Source organism: Bradyrhizobium sp. SPXBL-02 (genome assembly GCF_051853065.1).
In the GTDB taxonomy this organism is placed as follows: Bacteria; Pseudomonadota; Alphaproteobacteria; order Rhizobiales; family Xanthobacteraceae; genus Bradyrhizobium.
The window spans coordinates 881,434-900,741 of sequence record NZ_CP182474.1; the positions used below are offsets into that span (position 1 = coordinate 881,434).

A 19,308-nucleotide genomic window follows, 5' to 3' on the forward strand; every position below is an offset into this window, starting at 1 on the left:
CAGGCAACGCATGCGTACCGGGGGTGGCACAGTGCAAATCGCTGGGCTAGACAGGGCCGCCATTCCAGTCAGGAGATCCCCAATGAGCATTCAGCGTTTTGAAACCGGCCCGCGCATGAGCCAGGTCGTCGTGCACGGCAACACCGTCTACCTCGCTGGCGTTGTCGCCAATAACGCGGCCGGTGAAAGCGTGACCAAGCAGACCCAGGACATCCTGAAGACGATCGACGGCCACCTTGCCAAGGCCGGCACCGACAAGTCGAAGCTGCTCTCGGCCACGATCTACATCACCGACATGAAGACCTTCGGCGAGATGAACGCGGTGTGGGACGCCTGGGTCTCGCCCGGCAATACGCCTGCGCGCGCCACCGTCGAAGCCGAGCTGGCGGCCCCGCAATACACCGTCGAGATCATGGTGACGGCAGCGAAGTAATTCTTGCGAAAACTTCACGCGCGTTGATGACCTCCGAGGTAATCGATCAATGCGCGTGAACCTTCGATAGTCACGGTCAGCCGGACAACACGGCGCCATCGAAGGAGAGCATCATGACCGATCCCGTCACCATCGCCCGCCGCTACATCGAGCTCTGGAACGAGCGCACTGCTGGCCGCCGCCGCGAGCTTCTGAGCGAAAGCTGGACGACGGATGCGAGCTATGTCGATCCCCTCATGAAGGGCGACGGCCAGGACGGCATCGAGGCGCTGATATCAGGCGTGCAGCAGCGCTTTCCCGATTTCAAATTCAAGCTGATCGGCGAGCCCAATGGCTACGGCGACCACATCCGCTTCTCGTGGGGACTTGGTCCTGACGGCGTCGACAGCCCGATCAAGGGCACGGATTTCGCCGTGCTCAAGGACGGCCGGATCAGGAGCGTGACCGGATTTCTCGATCAGGTGCCGGCCGGGGCGTAGACCTCGGGCCCTCCTCGTGCAGGCGGGGAGGGCGGCCCCCCTCGACGAAGCCATCCCTACGGCTTACCTGTCATGCCGTGCCGCCCCGTATCCTCCAAACATCGGCCGAGCCGGCCGCGCTGCTGCCGGATCGCTTCCAGGCCTGGTTCGCAGCTCGCGGCTGGTCGCCGCGCGTGCATCAATTGGCACTGCTGGAGAAGGCGCGCGAGGACCGCTCGGCCCTGCTGATCGCACCGACCGGTGCCGGCAAGACGCTGGCCGGATTTCTGCCGACGCTGGTGGAGCTGTCGGCGCAGCCGGTGACGCGAGACGCGGGCGCGAAGAAGAGCCTCGTCTCCACCGGCCGCAGCGTGCAGCGCAGCGGCGGCCTGCATACCCTTTATATTTCGCCACTCAAGGCGCTCGCCGTCGACATCGCGCGCAACCTCGAGCGTCCCGTCGCCGAGATGGGCCTGCCGATCAAGGTCGAGACCCGCACCGGCGATACGCCGGTCTCGCGCCGCCAGCGGCAGCGGCGCTATCCGCCTGATGTGTTGCTGACGACGCCCGAGCAGCTCGCGTTGCTGCTCTCCTCCGACGACGCACCGTTCCTGTTTTCTGCCCTGAAGCGCATCGTGCTCGATGAGCTGCACGCGCTGGTCACGTCCAAGCGCGGCGATCTGCTCTCGCTCGGGCTCGCGCGATTGTGGCGCCTCGCCCCGCAGATGCGCGCGATCGGCCTGTCGGCAACCGTGGCCGAGCCGGAGCAGCTGGCGCGCTTCCTGGTGCCGCAGCCCGACGGCAAGGAGCGAACAGCCGACATCGTCGTCGCCGGCGGTGCCGCGCCGCCCGTGGTCGAAATGCTCGACACGCGCGAGCGGCTGCCCTGGGCCGGCCACAGCGCGCGCCACGCGCTTCCTGAAATCTACGAGCTGATCAAGGCCAACAAGACCACGCTGGTCTTCGTCAACACGCGCAGCCAGGCCGAGATGCTGTTCCAGAATCTCTGGAGCATGAACGATGACGGTCTTGCCATTGCGCTGCATCACGGCTCGCTCGACGTCGCCCAGCGCCGCAAGGTCGAGGACGCCATGTCGGCGGGCCGGCTGCGCGGCGTGGTCTGCACCTCCTCGCTCGACCTCGGCGTCGACTGGGGCGACGTCGATCTCGTCGTCAATATCGGCGCGCCAAAAGGCTCCTCGCGCCTGATGCAGCGCATCGGCCGCGCCAACCATCGCCTCGACGAAGCTTCGCGCGCCGTGCTGGTGCCGGCCAACCGTTTCGAAGTGTTGGAGTGCCGCGTCGCGATCGACGCCATCGCCGAGAATGCGCAGGACACGCCGCCCTTGCGCACGGGCGCCCTCGACGTGCTGGCCCAGCATGTGCTCGGCTGCGCCTGCGGCGAGCCGTTTTTCAGCGACGAGCTCTATGGCGAGGTCCGCACCGCAGCGCCCTACGCAAGTCTGTCGCGGCAGGATTTCGACGATGTCGTCGATTTCGTTGCCTCCGGCGGTTACGCGCTGAAGACCTATGAGCGCTTCGCCCGCATCAAGCAGGACAAGGAGGGACGCTGGCGCGTCGCCAATCCAAAAGTGCGGCAGAGCTACCGCATGAATGTCGGCACCATCGTCGAGGACGACATGCTGAAGGTGCGGCTGGTGCGCTCGCGCGGCGGCGGGACAGGATCCACGGGCGTGATCGCGCGCGGCGGCCGGCTGCTCGGCGAGATCGAGGAGGCCTTCATCGAGGGCCTCTCGCCCGGCGACACCTTCGTGTTCTCGGGCGAGGTGGTGCGCTACGAGACCCTGGTCGAGGACCAGGTCTATGTCTCGCGCGCGCACGACAAGGACCCCAAGGTGCCGTCCTACATGGGCGGCAAGTTTCCGCTCTCGACCTATCTCGCTGAGCGCGTGCGCCGCCTTCTCGACGACGGCCGCGCCTGGGGCGGCTTGCCGGAGCAGGTGCGCGACTGGCTGTCGCTGCAGAAGGATGTCAGCAGAGTGCCGGCGGTCCGCGAGCTGCTGGTCGAGAGCTTTCCGCGTGCCAACAAGCATTATCTCGTCTGTTATCCCTTCGAGGGACGTCTCGCGCATCAGACCCTCGGCATGCTGCTGACGCGGCGGCTGGAGCGCGTCCGTGCGCGGCCGCTCGGCTTCGTCGCCAACGAATATGCCGTGGCGATCTGGGGGCTCGGCGATCTCTCTTTCATGATCCGTCAGGGCCGGATCGACCTCAACGCGCTGTTCGACCCTGACATGCTCGGCGATGATCTCGAAGCCTGGCTCGCCGAATCCGCGCTGATGAAGCGCACCTTCCGCAATTGCGCGATCATCTCCGGCCTGATCGCGCGTCGCCACACCGGCGAAGAGAAGAGCCGCCGCCAGGTGCTGTTCTCGACCGATCTCGTCTACGACGTGCTGCGCAAGCACCAGGCCGATCACGTCCTGCTCCGCGCCGCGCGCGCCGATGCCGCCACCGGCCTGCTCGATTTGCGCCGCCTCAGCGACATGCTGATGCGCATCCAGGGCCGTATCACGCACCGGGAACTCGATCGCGTCTCCCCACTCGCGGTGCCCGTGATGCTGGAAATCGGCCGCGAGTCAGTTTATGGCGAAGCTGCAGACGAGCTTTTGGCCGAGGCCGCCGACGAGCTTGTCAAAGAGGCGATGGATAGAAGCGGGTAAGACGTGACGGCAGGCGCGCTAGTTTCGGGAGATGTCGAGGACATGCGCGTTTCCAGAGTCACGATCAGCGATGTAACCTTCGCGGCCGATCTTTCCGGCGCGCTGTTCTGGGACGAGCAGCGCCTGCTCGTCGTCTCCGACCTGCATCTGGAGAAAGGCTCGAGCTTCGCGATGCGCGGCGTGCTGCTGCCGCCTTACGATACCATCGCGACGCTTGGCCGGCTCGCTGCTGTCATCTCCCGCCATGATCCGCGAGTAGTCATCGCGCTCGGCGACAGTTTTCACGACCGCAGCGCGCATGAGCGCTTGTCGGCCGAGGACCGCGACGCGGTGGCCGCACTCCAGACCGGCCGTGACTGGATCTGGATCTCGGGCAATCATGATCCCATGTTGCCGCGCGATCTCGGCGGCACCATCGCGGATGAAGTGGCGATCGGCCCGATCACCTTCCGCCACGAGCCGACCGGCGCATGCGGCGAGATCGCCGGCCATCTGCATCCGAAGGCGCGTGTCTCGGCGCGCGGTCGCTCGATGGAGCGCCGCTGCTTCGCCAGCGACGGGTTGCGCGCGGTCATGCCTGCGTTCGGCGCCTATGCCGGCGGCCTCAGCATCCGCGACGCTGCCTTCGCCAGGATCTTTCCGAAGAACGGCTTTGTCGCCCATCTCCTCGGCGACCGCCGTGTCCACGCCATTGCGGCGTCGCGTTGCTATTGAGGCGCCCGCCGAATTAGGACAGCAGTACGATCGGTATTTTTCCGGAATCGCGCAAAGCCCGTTGTCGGTTTTAACGTTACGCTTGCCGGGGCTGGATTTCATCCCGAACAAGATTGCAACCGGCAAGGGGTCGCCTCGGGCGGCCCCTTTCGATTCCGCATACACCTGGAACAAATTAAGAACACTTTAGCAAGTCTTTGATATATCATTGTGATTCGGTATCTAGCCGACACAATATCTAGCGTTTGTCAGACTCCGCGAGGACTACATGTCCACCATTGCCTTCGACCAGTCTGCCCTCACCCGGATCGCCGATTTCGCGCGCTCGCTGTCGCGGCTGCATCAGGCCGCGCGGCGCCAGAGGGTCGACGATGACCAGTTCGATCGCGAGTTCAACGCGGTGTGTCAGTCGATCTGGGGCTACACCATCGACGACGTCAGCGACGATCTGTTCTCGCCCGAAGATCATCTGTTTCTCGACACGCTGGACGAAGCGCATGCGCGCATCTTCGCGGCCGAGCAGGGCTATGACCTCGTCGGCGATCAGGGCATGCTGACGGACTGGTGGGGTTTCTGCTGGATGATCCTGGCCGAGAAGCGCGGCCTCCTGACGCCGGAAAACCGCGCCGCCGCGCGCGCGGCGATCGAGGAGAAATATCTGGCGGCGCCGAACGTGATCGGGGTGATCATCGGGAGGTAGTGCCGCAAACTCCGTCATTGCGAGCGTAGCGAAGCAATCCAGAATCTTTCCGCGGAGGGATTCTGGATTGCTTCGTCGCAAGGGCTCCTCGCAATGACGGCTCAGATGCAGGTGAGGCTTATTCTAACCCCGCCCGCTTCGCCGGCTTCGCGGTCGTCTTCGGCACCGTCACGTCCGGCAGTGCCTCGCGCACGATCTCGTTTGACGCCGGCGCATCCGCCGACACCGTCTCTGCCCGCACCGGCGCCACCTTCATCTCGCCGAGCCGCGCGCGGACCTGGGCAGTGAGGCCGGGGTAGGAGGCGACCGGGGTGAATTCCGCAGCCTGGTCGTTGCCGACGCGGATGCCCGTATAGGCGACGAGGCCGTCGGTGGTGGCGATCACGTCACCGGCTTTCAGCGAGGAATCCAGGGCAAGATCGACCGGAGCGAGGCCGACCGGCTCACGGCCGTTGCAGGTGCAGTCGGCGCGCAGCGTCTTGCGATAGGCGAACGCATTCTCGCTTTCGGCGTAACGCTCGCCGGTCTGGGAATAAGCGCCCTCGATGCTGGAGCCGAAATAGACTTTTGTCGCGGTGGCAGGACAGAATGCCTGACACATCTGCGCCGGCGAGACGAGGCCGCGCATCAGCGGGAAATATTTGCCGTCGCAGCTGCGCACGCAGAAGGCAGGTCCCGAGCCGCCGGCCGCGGCCGAGCGGGTCGGCGGGACATATTGCGGAGAGGCATTCTGCTGGCTGCTGAAGGGATCTACGTAGGAGTTCGCCTGCTGCGGCACCTCGCGCTGCGGCCGCTGCTGCTGCATACCGCCGAAAAGGAAGTCGAACAGGCCTTCGGCCGAAACCGGAGCCGGAGTTGCGAGCAGCGGCGCTGCCAGCGTGGCGGCCACAAGCATCGCGCGACGCCGCCGGCGCGCATGGGACATGACTGTACGCAATGCTTACTCCACCCGACGCTACTGAACCGGCTGGGACCGAGAGGTCTCAGCACACGATTCACCATAAAGCGGGATGGTAAATGAGCAGTTGAGCGGAGGCGGTTTCAAGACGAGGCGGTGGCCTCTTTAAGGCCGGGCCCAGCTTTGGACGGATGGTGGCTTCCGGGGCACACTGAGGCATGACGGCGGAGAAATTTCCGCCTTCACCCCTTCAAAAATTCCGACGCCTTGTACAGCGAGCGGAACGGCAGGCCGGCCGCACCGAACGTGTCGGTGGCGCCCTCTTCGCGATCGACCATAGTCAGCACCAGCACGACATTGGCGCCGGCCTCGCGCACGGATTCCACCGCCTTCATCGCCGAGCCGCCGGTCGTGGTGACGTCCTCGACGATCACGACGCGCTTGCCGGCCAGCGTCTCACCCTTGGGCAGGCCCTCGATCGCGAGCTTGGCGCCGTGCTCCTTCGGCTTCTTGCGCACGAAGAAGGCCGCGATCGGATGGCCCTTGATCCAGGAGATCTGCGCCAGCGCGCCGGCGAGCGGCACCGCGCCCATCTCGAGCCCGCCGATGAAATCGAGCTGGTCGTCCTTCAGCGCCTCGTAAGTCAGCTCGGCGAGCAGCGTCGCTCCCTCGGGGTCGAGCATGGTCGGCTTGAGGTTGAAGTAGAAATCGCTCTTGCGGCCCGACGCGAGCGTCACCTCGCCGCGGCCGAATGAGCGCCGGCGGATGATTTCGAACAGGCGGGCGCGGGAGGCGGATTTCGACACGGCGGTCCCTCGAACAGCGTTTTTGGAGGAGGCGGAATTTATCCGCGACCGGCGCGACATTCCAGAGGGGGCGTCTCCCGTCAACAGGGATCGGCCATCCCGGTCCGCCGGTTGTGAGGGTGCAACCTTCTGGAGTAGTTCAGGGGGCACGCCTCTTGGGAAGGACACGGAATGACCATCGAGCTCTACACCTGGAACACGCCGAACGGCCGCAAGATTTCGGTCGCGCTGGAGGAGATGAGGCTGCCCTACAAGGTGATCCCGGTGAACATCACCAAGGGCGAGCAGATGGCGCCCGAGTTCCTCAAGCTCTCCCCAAACAACAAGATCCCCGCGATCGTCGACCCCGAGGGCCCCGAGGGCAAGCCCGTCAGCATCTTCGAATCCGGTGCGATCCTGCTCTATCTCGGTGAAAAGACCGGCAAATTCCTGCCGAAATCGCTTATCCAGCGCATCCCGGTCTACGAATGGCTGATGTGGCAGATGGGCGGCTTCGGGCCGATGCCCGGCCAGGTGCACCATTTCATCGCGCTCGAGAACGAGCAGGACCGGGCCTACGGCTTGAAGCGCTTCATGGCCGAGACGCGCCGGCTCTATGGCGTGCTCGATCGTCGCCTGGAGGGGCGCGACTTCGTCGCCGGCGATCTCTCGGTTGCCGATTTTGCCATCCTGGGCTGGGCCTGGCGCCATCCTCGCCACAAGGTTGAGCTGGCCGACTTCCCCAACGTCAAGCGCTGGTACGAGGCCCTGATGGCCCGGCCGGCGGTGAAGCGCGGCATGGAGGCGAAGCTGGATTGAGCCGTTGCTCTGCTGTCGTCGCCCGGCTTGACCGGGCGACCCAGTATTCCAGAGACGGCGGTGATTGAGTCGAGAGGCCGCGACGTACTGGATGCCCCGGTCAAGCCGGGGCATGACAGTGTGCCCTCACACCTTCTTCGCTTCCACCGCCATCCGCACCGCAAGCCCGGCCAGCACGGTGCCCATCAGCCAGCGCTGCACCAGCATCCAGCTCGGCCGGTTCGCCAGGAACAGCGCGATCGAGCCGGCGGCGAGCGCGATCATCGCGTTGACGCTGACGCTGATCGCGATCTGGATCGCGCCCAGCACCACCGACTGCGTCAGCACGCTGCCCGCTGTGGGATCGATGAATTGCGGCAGCAGCGCCAGATACAGCATCGCGATCTTCGGGTTGAGCAGGTTGGTGACGAAGCCCATCGCGAACAATTTGCGCGGGCTGTCGATGGCGAGCTTCCTCACCTGGAACGGCGAGCGCCCGCCGGGCTTCACCGCCTGCCAGGCGAGCCACAGCAAGTAGCCGGCGCCGGCAAAGCGCAGCGCGTCGTAGGCGAAGGGAATGGCGAGCAACAGCGCCGTGATGCCGAACGCCGCGCACAGCATGTAGAACACGAAGCCGAGCGCCACGCCGCCGAGCGAGACGATGCCGGCCGCGGGCCCCTGCGTGATCGAGCGCGAGATCAGATAGATCATGTTCGGCCCCGGCGTGAGCACGAGGCCAAGGCAGACGAGGGCAAAGCCGAGCAGAGCGGAGGTGTGGGGCATGGGTGAACCGGTGCGGGAGATGCAAAGGTTCTAATATGCGCGGGATCGTGGAGCCATCGCGCAATTGCACGGAGGACAATCAGGTGCTCGCTGCGCGTTCGGTGCGCCCCCTCGCCCCGTTCTTACGGGGAGAGGTGAAGAGGAGGCCATCAATGCGCCTCGTCCCAATTGTTCGCAGCGCGTGCGTCGACATGCAGCGGCACCGAGAGCAGCACGGCCGGGAACGGCGCGTCCTGCATCACCTTCTGCACGACGGGAAGCGTGGCCTCGACCTCGTCGTCCGGCACCTCGAAGATCAACTCGTCGTGCACCTGGAGCAGCATCTGCGCCGAGAGCTTCTTCTCGGCCAGCGCATCCTCGACGCGCGTCATGGCGCGGCGGATGATGTCGGCGGCAGTGCCCTGAAGCCGCGCGTTGATCGCGGCGCGCTCGTTGAACGCGCGCACCGAGGCGTTGGACGCCTTGATGTCAGGGTAGTGGCACTTGCGGCCGAACAGCGTGGTGACGTAGCCGTGATTGCGGCAGAAGTCGCGCGTCTCGTCCATATAGGCGCGGATACCGGGGAAGCGCTCGAAATACTTCTTGATGTAGGCGGAGGCTTCCTCGCGCGCGATGCCGAGCTGGTTGGCGAGGCCGAACGCGGAGATGCCGTAGATGATGCCGAAATTGATCGCTTTCGCGCGGCGGCGGATCTCGCTCGGCATGCCCTTGATCGGCACGCCGAACATCTCCGATGCGGTCATGGCGTGAATGTCGAGACCGTCGCGGAAGGCCTGCTTCAGCACGGGAATGTCGGCGATCTCCGCGAGCAGTCGCAGCTCGATCTGTGAATAGTCGGCGGAGACCAGCTTGTGCCCGGGCGTGGCGATGAAGGCGCGGCGGATCTTGCGGCCGTCCTCGGTGCGCACCGGAATGTTCTGCAGGTTCGGCTCGTTCGATGACAGGCGCCCGGTCGTGGTCGCAGCCAGCGCGTAGGTGGTGTGCACGCGGTGGGTCTGCGGGTTGACGTAGGTCGGCAGCGCGTCGGTGTAGGTCGATTTCAGCTTGGAGACCTGGCGCCACTCCAGAATCTTCTTCGGGAAGTCGTGGCCCTGCTCGGCGAGCTCGTCCAGCACCTGCGCGGTGGTCGACCAGGCGCCGGTCTTGGTCTTGGTGCCGCCGGGCAATCCCATCTTGCCGAACAGGATATCGCCGATCTGCTTGGGGCTGCCGACATTGACCGGCTCGCCCGCGATCTGCTGGATCTCGGCCTCGACGCGCGCTGCTGTCTGGGCGAAGTCGCCGGACAGACGCGACAGCACCTGGCGGTCGATCGAGATGCCGCGCCGCTCCATGCGCGCAAGCACCGATACCAGCGGCCGCTCCAGCGTCTCGTAGACCGCACTCATGTGCTCGGAAACGAGACGCGGCTTCAGCGCGCGCCAGACCCGCAAGGCGATGTCGACGCCTTCGGCCGATAGCGGTGCGGCCTTGTCGATCGGCACCTGGTCGAAGGTGATCTTGCCCTTGCCACTGCCGAGCAGCTCGCTTTCCTTCAGCATGGCATGACCGAACCAGCGCTCCGACAGCTGCTCCAGCGCATGCGAGCCGCGGCCGGCATCGAGCACGTAGGAGATCAGGAGCGCATCGTCGATGTTGCGCAAGGTGATGCCGTGCTGCGCCAGCATCACGGCAGTGAACTTGAGGTCGAAGCCGATCTTGAGGATGCCCGCCGATTCCAGCACCGGCCGCAGCGCTTGCAGCGCGTCGTCATGCTTGACCTGGTCCGGCGCGAGGCCGGCATCGAACAGGCCGGCGCCACCGCCGGATTGCTTGTGCGCCAGCGGCACGTAGCAGGCTTCGTTCGGCGCCAGCGCCAGCGCGATGCCGCAGAGATCGGCCTGCATCGGATCGATCGAATTCGCTCTCGTCTCGATCGCGACATGGCCGGCATCATGGATGCGCGCGATGAAGGCGTCGAGCTCCCCAGGGGTCTTGATAATCTGGTATTTGCCGCGATCGACCGGAAGCTTGCGCAGCGCCTCTTCGCGTGCGGCGGCGAGCGAGATCGGCGCACCCTTCGGGCTCGCAGCCTTGTCCTCCTTGCCTGCCGACTTGTTCGGCTGGTTCGGTCGGGCCTGCGCCGGGGTTCCCGTGCCTGGCGTGGGCACGACGTCCGAGGGCGGCAGCGTCGTGAACACGCTGGCGCCGCTGGCATAGCCGGGATCGGCATCGACATTGGCGGGATCGATCTGCGCATATTCGGCGACGCGCCGCGTCAGCGTCGTGAACTCCATCGCCTTGAGGAAGGCGATCAGCTTGCGCGCGTCGGGCTCGTGAACGGCGAGGTCGTCGAGCGGCACCTCCAGCTCGACCTTGTCGTCGAGCAGCACGAGGTGCCGCGAGATGCGGGCCTTCGCGGCGTTCTCGAGCAGCGCCTCGCGCCGCTTCGGCTGCTTGATCTCGCCGGCCCGGAACAGCAATTGGTCGAGATCGCCATATTCGGTGATCAGCTGCGCCGCAGTCTTGATGCCGATGCCGGGCACGCCGGGCACGTTGTCGGTGGAATCGCCCGCGAGCGCTTGCACCTCGACCACCTTGTTCGGCGGCACACCGAACTTCTCGATCACCTCTGATATGCCGATGCGGCGGTCCTTCATGGTGTCGTACATGGTGACGCAATCGGTGACGAGCTGCATCAGGTCCTTGTCGGAGGACACGATGGTGGCGCTGGCACCGCGCTCGCAGGCCTGTCGCACATAGGTCGCGATGAGATCGTCGGCCTCGAAGCCGGTCTGTTCCAGGCAGGGCAGGTCGAAGGCGCGCACCGCCTCGCGGATCAGCGCGAATTGCGGAATGAGATCGTCGGGGGCGGGCGGCCGGTGCGCCTTGTAGTCCGGATAGATCTTGTTGCGGAAGGTGATCTCCGACTTGTCGAACACGATCGCCAGATGCGTCGGCCGGTTGTCCTCGGGCATCTCGCGGAGCAGCTTCCACAGCATGTTGCAGAAGCCGAGCACGGCGTTGACCTGGAGCCCGTCGGACTTGCGGTTCAGCGGCGGCAACGCGTGATAAGCGCGGAAGATGTAGGAGGAACCGTCGACCAAGAAGACATGGTCGCCCTTGCCGGCCGCCTTGGCCGCGACCGGTTTGGCAGCAGCTGTCGCGGGTATCGTCTTGGCAGCAGCGGGCTTGGTCTCGGCAGCTTTCGGCGCGGCCTTGGTGTCAGCTTTGGCGGTGGTCTTCGGAGATGTCTTGGGCATGGCCGCAATGTATGAATTTTTGCGGGCTTTGACAGCCTTGGAAGGGGGATTTTTGCGCTGGTAGCGCGACTATCCCCCGCTGTCATTCCCCGCGAAAGCGGGGAATCCAGTACGCCGCGGCTTCTCGGTTCAATGACTGGCGTCTCGGCGTACTGGGTCGCGCGGTCCCGTCTCCGCGAGGCTACGCCGGGCCCACAGCGGTGCTCGGCCGGTGAAGCTTTAGCGAAGACGGCAAGCCGGGCGACGACACCGTGGGCGCGGCTACTCCGCCGCCTGCAACACCGCACCCGTTTTCCTCGGCGCGATCCAGAACGCATCGGGCCGCTCGAACAGGAAGCGCGCATTAAGCCGCAATGCGCCTTGCCAGATCGCCAGCGCACCCAGCACGCCGGCGACGGTGACGAGCAGCGACACCGTGCCGATATCGGCAATGACACCCGTGCGCAGCAGCAGCGTCCGTGTCGACGCCATCGGCAGGAAGAAGGCGAGATAGATCACGATCGAATGCTCGCCGCAGAAGCGGAGGAAATTGAGCCAGTGCGCCCGCGCGAGCAGCGTGCCCGCCACGATGATGGCGCAGGCGCCGGCGAAGCCGAGCGCGAGCGAGACGATCGCCCACTCGCTGGCGCCCGATGCGACGAGGCCGGCATTGACCAGCGCCCAGCTGGCGAGCGCTGCAAGCGCCAGCGCCGGATGCTTCCGCGCGCGATTCGACAGGGCGAACACGTAAGGCGCGAGCAAATAGCCCGAATAGAAATAGACGAAGCGTGCGCAGAACTCGTCGATGACGGTCCAGCCGGTCGTGATGCGCGCGGTCTCCAGCGCGGCGGCGACCAGCCAGAGCGCGAGCGGCGGGATCTTGCGTGTCAGTTTCGTGACGACGAAGAAGATCGGCAGCAGATAGATGAACCACAGCGTGCCGAACGGCTCGACGAAGGATTCGAGATACAACAGGCCAACCTGATGCCAGCCGGTCTCGGCCGCGAAGGCCGGCGCCTTGAAGCCGAATTGGATTGTCACCCAGACGACATAAAAATAGGCGAAATGCACCACCTTGCGGTCGAGATAGGTTCGCCAGTCCCGATCGATCACCAGAGACAGGAACAAGCCCGAAATCAGGAAGAAATCCGGCATCCGGAACGGCTTTGCGAAGGCCACGACGGCATGCATGAAGCCGATCTGCCCGGCGGCAAGCTCGACCCCCAGCACCGAATGCATCATCACGACCATGACGATGCAGATGCCCTTGGCATAGTCGACCCAGTCGATACGCGCGGCCGAAGGCGCCTTGGAAGGGCTGGCCGCCGCGATTGTGCCTGATCGTGCCATGGTGTCCCTTTTCGAGGCGCGTTCCGCCCGTCCCTGTGTGGGCGTGGGGCAGTTTGGAGCCCAGTGGTTTCCGACTTCTTTACCGGTTCAAATCGCGGGCCGGTTTTTGCATGCGGACTGTTCCATGACCTCGGGAAAATGCTAAACCGCCCCCAATTGGGCTTCCGTTAACCAAGCTGGAACAGGATTTTTCATGCGAATTGCGATGATCGGCACGGGCTATGTGGGATTGGTGTCCGGCGCCTGCTTTGCGGATTTCGGCCACGACGTCACCTGCGTCGACAAGGACGAGAGGAAGATCGCGGCCCTGCATCGCGGCGAGATCCCGATCTACGAGCCTGGCCTCGACGAGCTGGTCGCGAACAACGTCAAAGCCAAGCGGCTCGACTTCACTACCGACCTGAAGAAGCCGGTTGCCGATGCCGACGCCGTGTTCATCGCGGTCGGCACGCCCTCGCGCCGCGGCGACGGTCATGCCGACCTGTCTTACGTCTATGCCGCCGCGAAAGAGATCGCGCAGTCGCTGCAAGGCTTCACCGTGGTGGTGACGAAATCGACCGTGCCGGTCGGCACCGGCGACGAGGTCGAGCGCATCATCCGCGAGGCCAATCCGTCGGCGGACGTGGTGGTCGCCTCCAATCCCGAGTTCCTGCGCGAGGGCGCGGCAATCCGCGATTTCAAATTCCCCGACCGCATCGTGGTCGGCACTTCCGACGAGCGCGGCCGCAAGGTGATGGGCGACATCTATCGCCCGCTGTCGCTGAACCAGGCGCCGCTGATGTTCACCGAGCGCCGCACCGCCGAGATGATCAAATACGCCGCCAACGCGTTCCTGGCGACCAAGATCACCTTCATCAACGAGATCGCCGATCTGTCCGAAAAAGCCGGCGCCAACGTGCAGGAGGTCGCGCGCGGCATCGGCCTCGACAACCGCATCGGCACAAAATTCCTGCATGCCGGTCCCGGTTTCGGCGGCTCGTGCTTCCCGAAGGACACCAAGGCCTTGATCAAGATCGCGCAGGATTACGACGTCTCCTTGCGCATCGTCGAATCGGTGCTGGCGGTGAACGAGAACCGCAAGCGCGCGATGGCGCGCAAGGTGAGCCAGGCGCTCGGCGGCAATTTGCGCGGCAAGACCGTCGCCGTGCTCGGCCTCACCTTCAAGCCCGACACCGACGACATGCGCGATGCACCGTCGATTCCGCTGGTGACCGGTCTGATCGACATGGGCGCGAAGGTGAAGGCGTTCGATCCCGTCGGCATGGAGCAGGCCAAGGGCGAATTGCCCGATATCACCTATTGCGAGGACGCCTATGTCTGCGCGCAAGGCGCCGACGCGCTCGTCATCGTCACCGAATGGGTGCAGTTCCGCGCGCTCGATCTCGACCGGCTGAAGGCGACCATGGCGCAGCCGGTCGTCGTCGACCTCCGCAACATCTACCGCCCCGAGGACATGGAAGCCGCCGGCTTCACCTATGAGAGCGTCGGGCGGCCGGCGGTGCAGGGCTGATAGCTGCACATTCTCGTTGAACGAAACCGTCATGGCCGGGCTTGTCCCGGCCATCCACGTCTTGTTCACTCTCGCTTGAAAGAACGTGGATGCCCGGCACAAGGCCGGGCATGACGACCGGATGCTTCCTTGCCCCGCAGCTTCGACACGCCCCTCCCGATCGACGCCGTGCTCGACGACCTCTCGCGCACGCTGGAGGGCAATAACGCCGCCGTGCTGGTGGCGCCGCCGGGCGCCGGCAAGACCACACGCGTGCCGCTGGCCTTGCTCGATGCGCCCTGGGCTAAAGGCAAAAAGATCATCGTGCTGGAGCCGCGCCGCATCGCCGCGCGCGCCAGTGCCGACCGCATGGCCAAATCGCTCGGCGAGCGCGCCGGCGAAACCGTCGGCTATCGTGTCCGCTTCGGCTCGAAGATCTCGCGCGCCACACGCATCGAGGTGGTGACCGAGGGCATCTTCACCCGCCAGATCCTCGACGATCCCGAACTCTCCGGCGTTGCCGCGATCCTGTTCGACGAATTCCATGAACGCTCGCTCGACGCCGACATGGGCCTCGCGCTGGCGCGTGATGCGCAAACCGGCTTGCGCGAAGACCTGCGCATCCTGGTGATGTCGGCAACGCTCGACGGTGCGCGGGTGGCAAGGCTGCTCGGCGATGCCCCCGTCGTCGAAAGCGAGGGCCGTGCGTTTCCGGTCGAGACGCGCTATCTCGGCCGCAAGGCCGACGCGCCGATCGAACGGCAGATGGCGGATGCGATCGCGTCCGCGCTGCGCGCCGACAGCGGCTCGGTGCTGGCGTTCCTGCCGGGTGCCGCCGAGATCCGCCGCACCCAGAATTTCCTCTCCGAGCGCGTGCAGGACGCCTCCGTCGAGATCGTGCCGCTGTTCGGCGCGCTCGATGCCGCCGTGCAGGACCGTGCCATCGCGCCGGCCCCCAAGGGCACGCGCAAGGTGGTGCTGGCGACCTCGATCGCCGAGACGTCGCTCACCATCGAAGGCGTGCGCATCGTGGTCGACTCCGGTCTCGCCCGCGTTCCGCGCTACGAGCCCGATATCGGCCTGACGCGGCTCGAGACCGTGCGCGCCTCGCGCGCGGCGGTGGACCAGCGCCGCGGCCGCGCCGGCCGCACCGAGGCCGGCGTCTGCTACCGGCTCTGGGACGAGCCGCAGACCGCCTCGCTCGCGCCCTACACCCAGCCGGAAATCCTCAGCGCCGATCTGTCCTCGCTGGTGCTCGATCTCGCGCAATGGGGCGTCAGCGATCCCGCCGCATTGTCGTTCCTCGATCCGCCGCCGCAGCCGGCCTGGAAGGAAGCCAAGAGCCTGCTGACCGAGCTCAACGCGCTCGACGGCGATGGCCGCATCACCGCGGAAGGTAAGAGCCTGCGCGCGCTGGCGCTACCGCCGCGGCTGGCGCGCATGATCGTGGATTCGCATCGCGCCGGCAGCGGCGAGGCCGCCGCCGAAATCGCAGCCGTCATCACCGAGCGCGGCCTTGGCGGCGACAGCGTCGATCTCGAGCACCGCCGGGACCAGTTCCGCCGGGACCGCTCGCCGCGCGCGGCAAGCGCGCGCGATCTGGCCCGCCGCTGGGCCTCGCAGGTCGCGGCTGCGGAGAAGGTGGTGCAGCAGGAGGATCTCTCGACCGGCCTGATGCTCGCTTACGCATTTCCGGACCGCGTCGCGCGCAATCGCGGCAATGGCAGCTTCGTGCTGGCCAACGGGCGCGGCGCGTCTGTCGAGCAGACCTCCTCGCTCGCCCGCGCGTCCTACATCGCGATCGGCGAGATGACGGGGACGGCGGCGAGCGGACGCATCCTGCTCGCCGCGCAAATCACCGAGGACGAGATCGAGCGGCATTTCGCCGAGCACATCGAGACTACCGACGAGATCTCGTTCGATCGTGGCGCGATGGCGCTGCGGGCGCGGCGCAGGCGCGTGCTGCACGCGATCACGCTGTCCGAAGCGACGCTTGCCGTGTCGCCCTCGGAGGACACCGCACGCATCTTTGCAGATGGCCTGATCACCGCGGGCCTCGACCGGCTGCCCTGGTCGAAGGCCGCCAAGCAGTGGCGTGATCGCGTGATGTTCCTGCGCAAGGCCGAAGGCGACAGCTGGCCCGATCTCTCGGACGACGGCCTGATCGCACGGCGCGACGACTGGCTGGTGCCGGCGCTCTACGACAAGATCGCATTGAAGGACATCTCCGCGGGCGATCTCTCCGATGCCCTGATGGCGCTATTGCCGTGGCAGATGCGCGCGCGGCTCGACCGCGAGGCGCCGACCCATTTCGAGGCGCCGACCGGAAGCGTGCTTGCGATCGACTACGAGGCCGAGCAGGGTCCGACCATTGCGGTGCGGCTGCAGGAATTGTTCGGCCTCAACACCCATCCCTCGATCGCCGCCGGCAAGGTGCCACTGGTGTTGGAATTGCTGTCCCCGGCCCAGCGCCCGGTGCAGGTGACGCGCGATCTGCCAGGCTTCTGGCGCGGCAGCTACGCCGCCGTCCGCTCCGACCTGCGCGGCCGCTATCCGCGTCACCCCTGGCCCGACGATCCCGCGAGCGCAGTGCCGACCAGGCGGGCGAAGCCGCGCGGGACGTGAGAACTCGCAACCGGCATTAACCCTCCGCTCATCCTTTTCGTCAAAATGACAGGAGCCCCGGCGTGCCTTCGCTCGCGGTCGGCCTTGTCGCGTGGTGAAATCGAGCTTTCGGCTCGGAAGTGGTGTGATGCGTAACATTATGATCATCGCGGCCGTCATGATCGGCCTCGGCACCTTCATGGCGCAGATGGCGGACAAGATGAGCTCGGCTTCCGCCACGTCGGTGCCGCGCACGACGGTCGCAGTCGCGGCCACTGCGCCGGCCGGCGGCCGCAGCCTGGCCATCTCCGGGATGGCCGCGGTCATTTCCAGACCGAGGGCCGGATCGACGGCCAGCGCGTCGGCTTCATGATCGATACCGGCGCGTCCGTCGTTGCGCTCAACGAGACCTCGGCCGCCCGCTTTGGCCTGCGTCCTTCGCGCAGCGAGTACAACGCCACCGTCTCCACCGCCAACGGCACCATCAAGGCCGCGCGCACCCGCATTGCCATGCTCGATGTCGGCGGCCTCATCCTGCGCGAGGTCGATGCCATGGTGCTGCCGGACGAAGCGCTGTCGGAGAACCTGCTCGGCCTCTCCTTCCTGTCCCGCCTGAAGCGTTTCGAATACGCGAACGGGCAGATGGTGCTGGAGCAGTAGAGGCGCTCCGCGCCATCGCGCGGTCGTCAATTTCAAGAAGATATCCTTGCTCTGGCCGCCCTCGCGGTAACGTTTCTTCGTTACCAAACTGCCGCAATTATCGGCCATAAGCCTCCATTCCCGCCTTTCGCTGCGGTCCGGCATTCGCTAAGGCTGCAGCAAATCCCGCCCCCCCTTTCCACGAGACCGACTCAATGTTCCCGAAGCCGAAATCCGTATTGTTGCCCAACACCTACGCCTTCGAATCCGAGCCGATGGTGAAGCCCACGGGCTTTCGCGAATACGACGCGCGCTGGTTGTTCCAGAAGGAAATCAACCTGATGGGTGTGCAGGCGCTCGGCATGGGGCTCGGCGCGCTGATCGCCGAGCTCGGCGTCCGCCAGGAGATCGTCACCGGCCACGATTTCCGCGGCTATTCGGCCTCGATCAAATACGCGCTGATCTCCGGCCTGATGGCGGCAGGCTGCAAGGTGCACGACATCGGCCTTGCGGTGACGCCGATGGCCTATTTCGCGCAGTTCGATCTCGACGTGCCCGCTGTTGCGATGGTCACGGCCTCGCACAACGACAATGGCTGGACCGGCGTGAAGATGGGCGCCAACCGCCCGCTGACCTTCGGTCCCGACGAGATGACGCGGCTGAAGGAGATCGTTCTCAATGCCGAGTTCAAGAACAAGGCGGGCGGCTCCTACCAGTTCCACGAGAATTATCCGGCGCGCTACATCGCCGATCTCACCTCCCGTCCGAAGCTGACGCGCAAGCTCAAGGTGGTCGCGGCCTGCGGCAACGGTACCGCCGGCGCGTTCGCGCCGCAGGTGCTGGAGGCGATCGGCTGCGAGGTGATCCCGCTCGACACCGAGCTCGACCACACCTTCCCGAAATACAATCCGAATCCGGAAGACATGGAGATGCTGCACGCGATCCGCGATGCGGTGCTGCATCACAAGGCCGATGTCGGCCTCGGCTTCGATGGTGACGGCGACCGCTGCGGCGTCGTCGACAACACCGGCGAGGAGATCTTCGCCGACAAGGTCGGCGTGATGCTGGCGCGCGACATGTCGGCGATCCACAAGGATGCGCAGTTCGTCGTCGACGTGAAGTCCACCGGCCTGTTCGTCACCGATCCCGTGCTGCAGAAGCAGGGCGCCAAGGTCGCCTATTGGAAGACCGGCCATTCTTACATGAAGCGCCGCACCAACGAGATGGGCGCGCTCGCCGGCTTCGAGAAGTCGGGCCACTTCTTCTTCAACAAGCCGTTCGGCCGCGGCTATGACGACGGCCTGGTCTCGGCCATCGCGATCTGCGACATGCTCGACCGCGCGCCGGGCAAGTCGATGGCCGATTTGAAGAACGCGCTGCCGAAGACCTGGTCGTCGCCGACCATGTCGCCGCACTGCGCCGACGAGGTCAAATACGGCGTCATCGACAAGGTGGTGAAGCACTTCGAGGGCCTGCAGGCCAAGGGCGCCAAGATCGGCGATCAGGCGATCCGCGATCTCGTCACGGTCAACGGCGTGCGCGTCACGGTCGAGGACGGCAGCTGGGGCCTGGTGCGCGCCTCTTCCAACAAGCCCGAGCTCGTCGTCGTGGTCGAGAGCCCGGTCTCCGAGCAGCGCATGCACGACATGTTCGAGATGGTGAACAGCGTGCTGCGCACGCATCCCGAGGTCGGCGAGTACAATCAGAAGATTTGAAGGGCGTCAGGGAAACACAGCCCGCGCCACAATCTCG

14 protein-coding genes and 1 pseudogene are annotated in these 19,308 nt (G+C 65.6%); 10 read left to right on the plus strand and 5 right to left on the minus strand.

The genetic code is table 11. The features are described 5' to 3' along the window. Nucleotides 1–82: 82 nt before the first annotated feature. The 5 genes from ACNJYD_RS04105 (at nucleotide 83) to ACNJYD_RS04125 (ending at nucleotide 4,989) form a co-directional block, all read left to right on the plus strand. Nucleotides 83–433: a RidA family protein gene (locus ACNJYD_RS04105; protein ID WP_439365457.1), complete on the plus strand. Its 351-nt coding sequence runs from the start codon at nucleotides 83–85 to the stop codon at nucleotides 431–433. A 113-nt stretch (nucleotides 434–546) separates the two neighbouring features. After that, nucleotides 547–912: a nuclear transport factor 2 family protein gene (locus ACNJYD_RS04110; protein ID WP_172786680.1), complete on the plus strand. Its 366-nt coding sequence runs from the start codon at nucleotides 547–549 to the stop codon at nucleotides 910–912. 77 nt (nucleotides 913–989) lie between these two features. Beyond that, entirely contained in the window at nucleotides 990–3,575 is a 2,586-nt protein-coding gene (locus ACNJYD_RS04115; RefSeq protein WP_439365458.1) for a ligase-associated DNA damage response DEXH box helicase, read from the plus strand. Between the two features lie 42 nt (nucleotides 3,576–3,617). After that, nucleotides 3,618–4,289, plus strand: a complete 672-nt coding sequence (gene pdeM / locus ACNJYD_RS04120) for a ligase-associated DNA damage response endonuclease PdeM (protein WP_172786682.1) — start codon at nucleotides 3,618–3,620, stop codon at nucleotides 4,287–4,289. A gap of 268 nt (nucleotides 4,290–4,557) precedes the next feature. Next, a complete protein-coding gene (locus ACNJYD_RS04125) occupies nucleotides 4,558–4,989 on the plus strand; it encodes a hypothetical protein (RefSeq protein WP_439365459.1) in 432 nt (143 codons plus the stop codon). Nucleotides 4,990–5,107: 118 nt separating this feature from the next. On the opposite strand, the gene ACNJYD_RS04130 is transcribed toward ACNJYD_RS04125, so the two are convergent. Together ACNJYD_RS04130 and pyrE are read right to left on the minus strand one after the other, a co-directional pair. Next, a complete protein-coding gene (locus tag ACNJYD_RS04130) occupies nucleotides 5,108–5,884 on the minus strand; it encodes a DUF2865 domain-containing protein (RefSeq protein WP_439365460.1) in 777 nt (258 codons plus the stop codon). A gap of 245 nt (nucleotides 5,885–6,129) precedes the next feature. Beyond that, entirely contained in the window at nucleotides 6,130–6,693 is a 564-nt protein-coding gene (gene pyrE, locus ACNJYD_RS04135; RefSeq protein WP_036014130.1) for an orotate phosphoribosyltransferase, read from the minus strand. Nucleotides 6,694–6,864: 171 nt separating this feature from the next. Here pyrE and ACNJYD_RS04140 point away from each other — a divergent pair, with 171 nt between their 5' ends. Further along, nucleotides 6,865–7,491: a glutathione S-transferase family protein gene (locus tag ACNJYD_RS04140; protein ID WP_439365461.1), complete on the plus strand. Its 627-nt coding sequence runs from the start codon at nucleotides 6,865–6,867 to the stop codon at nucleotides 7,489–7,491. 126 nt (nucleotides 7,492–7,617) lie between these two features. Here the strand turns inward: ACNJYD_RS04140 and ACNJYD_RS04145 are convergent, their stop codons facing one another. From ACNJYD_RS04145 to ACNJYD_RS04155, 3 genes are all read right to left on the minus strand, one after another. Further along, the gene (locus ACNJYD_RS04145) at nucleotides 7,618–8,253 is read right to left on the minus strand and encodes a LysE family translocator (RefSeq protein WP_439365462.1); all 636 of its coding nucleotides are present in this window, start codon (nucleotides 8,251–8,253) and stop codon (nucleotides 7,618–7,620) included. A gap of 149 nt (nucleotides 8,254–8,402) precedes the next feature. Further along, on the minus strand, nucleotides 8,403–11,495 hold the full coding sequence (gene polA, locus ACNJYD_RS04150; RefSeq protein WP_439365463.1) for a DNA polymerase I: 3,093 nt from the start codon (nucleotides 11,493–11,495) through the stop codon (nucleotides 8,403–8,405). A gap of 261 nt (nucleotides 11,496–11,756) precedes the next feature. Continuing rightward, the gene (locus tag ACNJYD_RS04155) at nucleotides 11,757–12,824 is read right to left on the minus strand and encodes an acyltransferase family protein (protein ID WP_439365464.1); all 1,068 of its coding nucleotides are present in this window, start codon (nucleotides 12,822–12,824) and stop codon (nucleotides 11,757–11,759) included. 193 nt (nucleotides 12,825–13,017) lie between these two features. Between ACNJYD_RS04155 and ACNJYD_RS04160 the strand changes: the two genes are divergently transcribed. The 4 genes and pseudogenes from ACNJYD_RS04160 to ACNJYD_RS04175 all read left to right on the plus strand — a co-directional run bounded on the left by ACNJYD_RS04160 (nucleotide 13,018) and on the right by ACNJYD_RS04175 (nucleotide 19,271). Beyond that, nucleotides 13,018–14,334 (plus strand): UDP-glucose dehydrogenase family protein, encoded by a 1,317-nt coding sequence (locus ACNJYD_RS04160; protein ID WP_439365465.1) that lies wholly within the window; start codon nucleotides 13,018–13,020, stop codon nucleotides 14,332–14,334. A gap of 129 nt (nucleotides 14,335–14,463) precedes the next feature. Beyond that, nucleotides 14,464–16,938, plus strand: coding sequence for an ATP-dependent helicase HrpB (gene hrpB / locus ACNJYD_RS04165; RefSeq protein ID WP_439365466.1), 2,475 nt, complete (start codon nucleotides 14,464–14,466; stop codon nucleotides 16,936–16,938). 127 nt (nucleotides 16,939–17,065) lie between these two features. Then, a pseudogene (locus tag ACNJYD_RS04170) lies at nucleotides 17,066–17,577 on the plus strand (TIGR02281 family clan AA aspartic protease). A 194-nt stretch (nucleotides 17,578–17,771) separates the two neighbouring features. Beyond that, nucleotides 17,772–19,271 (plus strand): phosphomannomutase/phosphoglucomutase, encoded by a 1,500-nt coding sequence (locus ACNJYD_RS04175; protein ID WP_439365467.1) that lies wholly within the window; start codon nucleotides 17,772–17,774, stop codon nucleotides 19,269–19,271. The last annotated feature ends 37 nt before the right edge of the window (nucleotides 19,272–19,308 follow it).

What these genes read in the sequence shown, in the direction of transcription:
- ACNJYD_RS04140 (WP_439365461.1), top strand. Translation starts at nt 6,865, where the DNA reads ATGACCATCGAGCTCTACACCTGGAACACGCCGAACGGCCGCAAGATT.
- pdeM (WP_172786682.1), top strand. Translation starts at nt 3,618, where the DNA reads ATGCGCGTTTCCAGAGTCACGATCAGCGATGTAACCTTCGCGGCCGAT.
- ACNJYD_RS04155 (WP_439365464.1), bottom strand. Translation starts at nt 12,824, where the DNA reads ATGGCACGATCAGGCACAATCGCGGCGGCCAGCCCTTCCAAGGCGCCT.
- ACNJYD_RS04110 (WP_172786680.1), top strand. Translation starts at nt 547, where the DNA reads ATGACCGATCCCGTCACCATCGCCCGCCGCTACATCGAGCTCTGGAAC.
- ACNJYD_RS04175 (WP_439365467.1), top strand. Translation starts at nt 17,772, where the DNA reads ATGTTCCCGAAGCCGAAATCCGTATTGTTGCCCAACACCTACGCCTTC.
- polA (WP_439365463.1), bottom strand. Translation starts at nt 11,495, where the DNA reads ATGCCCAAGACATCTCCGAAGACCACCGCCAAAGCTGACACCAAGGCC.
- ACNJYD_RS04160 (WP_439365465.1), top strand. Translation starts at nt 13,018, where the DNA reads ATGCGAATTGCGATGATCGGCACGGGCTATGTGGGATTGGTGTCCGGC.
- ACNJYD_RS04145 (WP_439365462.1), bottom strand. Translation starts at nt 8,253, where the DNA reads ATGCCCCACACCTCCGCTCTGCTCGGCTTTGCCCTCGTCTGCCTTGGC.
- ACNJYD_RS04105 (WP_439365457.1), top strand. Translation starts at nt 83, where the DNA reads ATGAGCATTCAGCGTTTTGAAACCGGCCCGCGCATGAGCCAGGTCGTC.
- ACNJYD_RS04125 (WP_439365459.1), top strand. Translation starts at nt 4,558, where the DNA reads ATGTCCACCATTGCCTTCGACCAGTCTGCCCTCACCCGGATCGCCGAT.
- ACNJYD_RS04130 (WP_439365460.1), bottom strand. Translation starts at nt 5,884, where the DNA reads ATGCTTGTGGCCGCCACGCTGGCAGCGCCGCTGCTCGCAACTCCGGCT.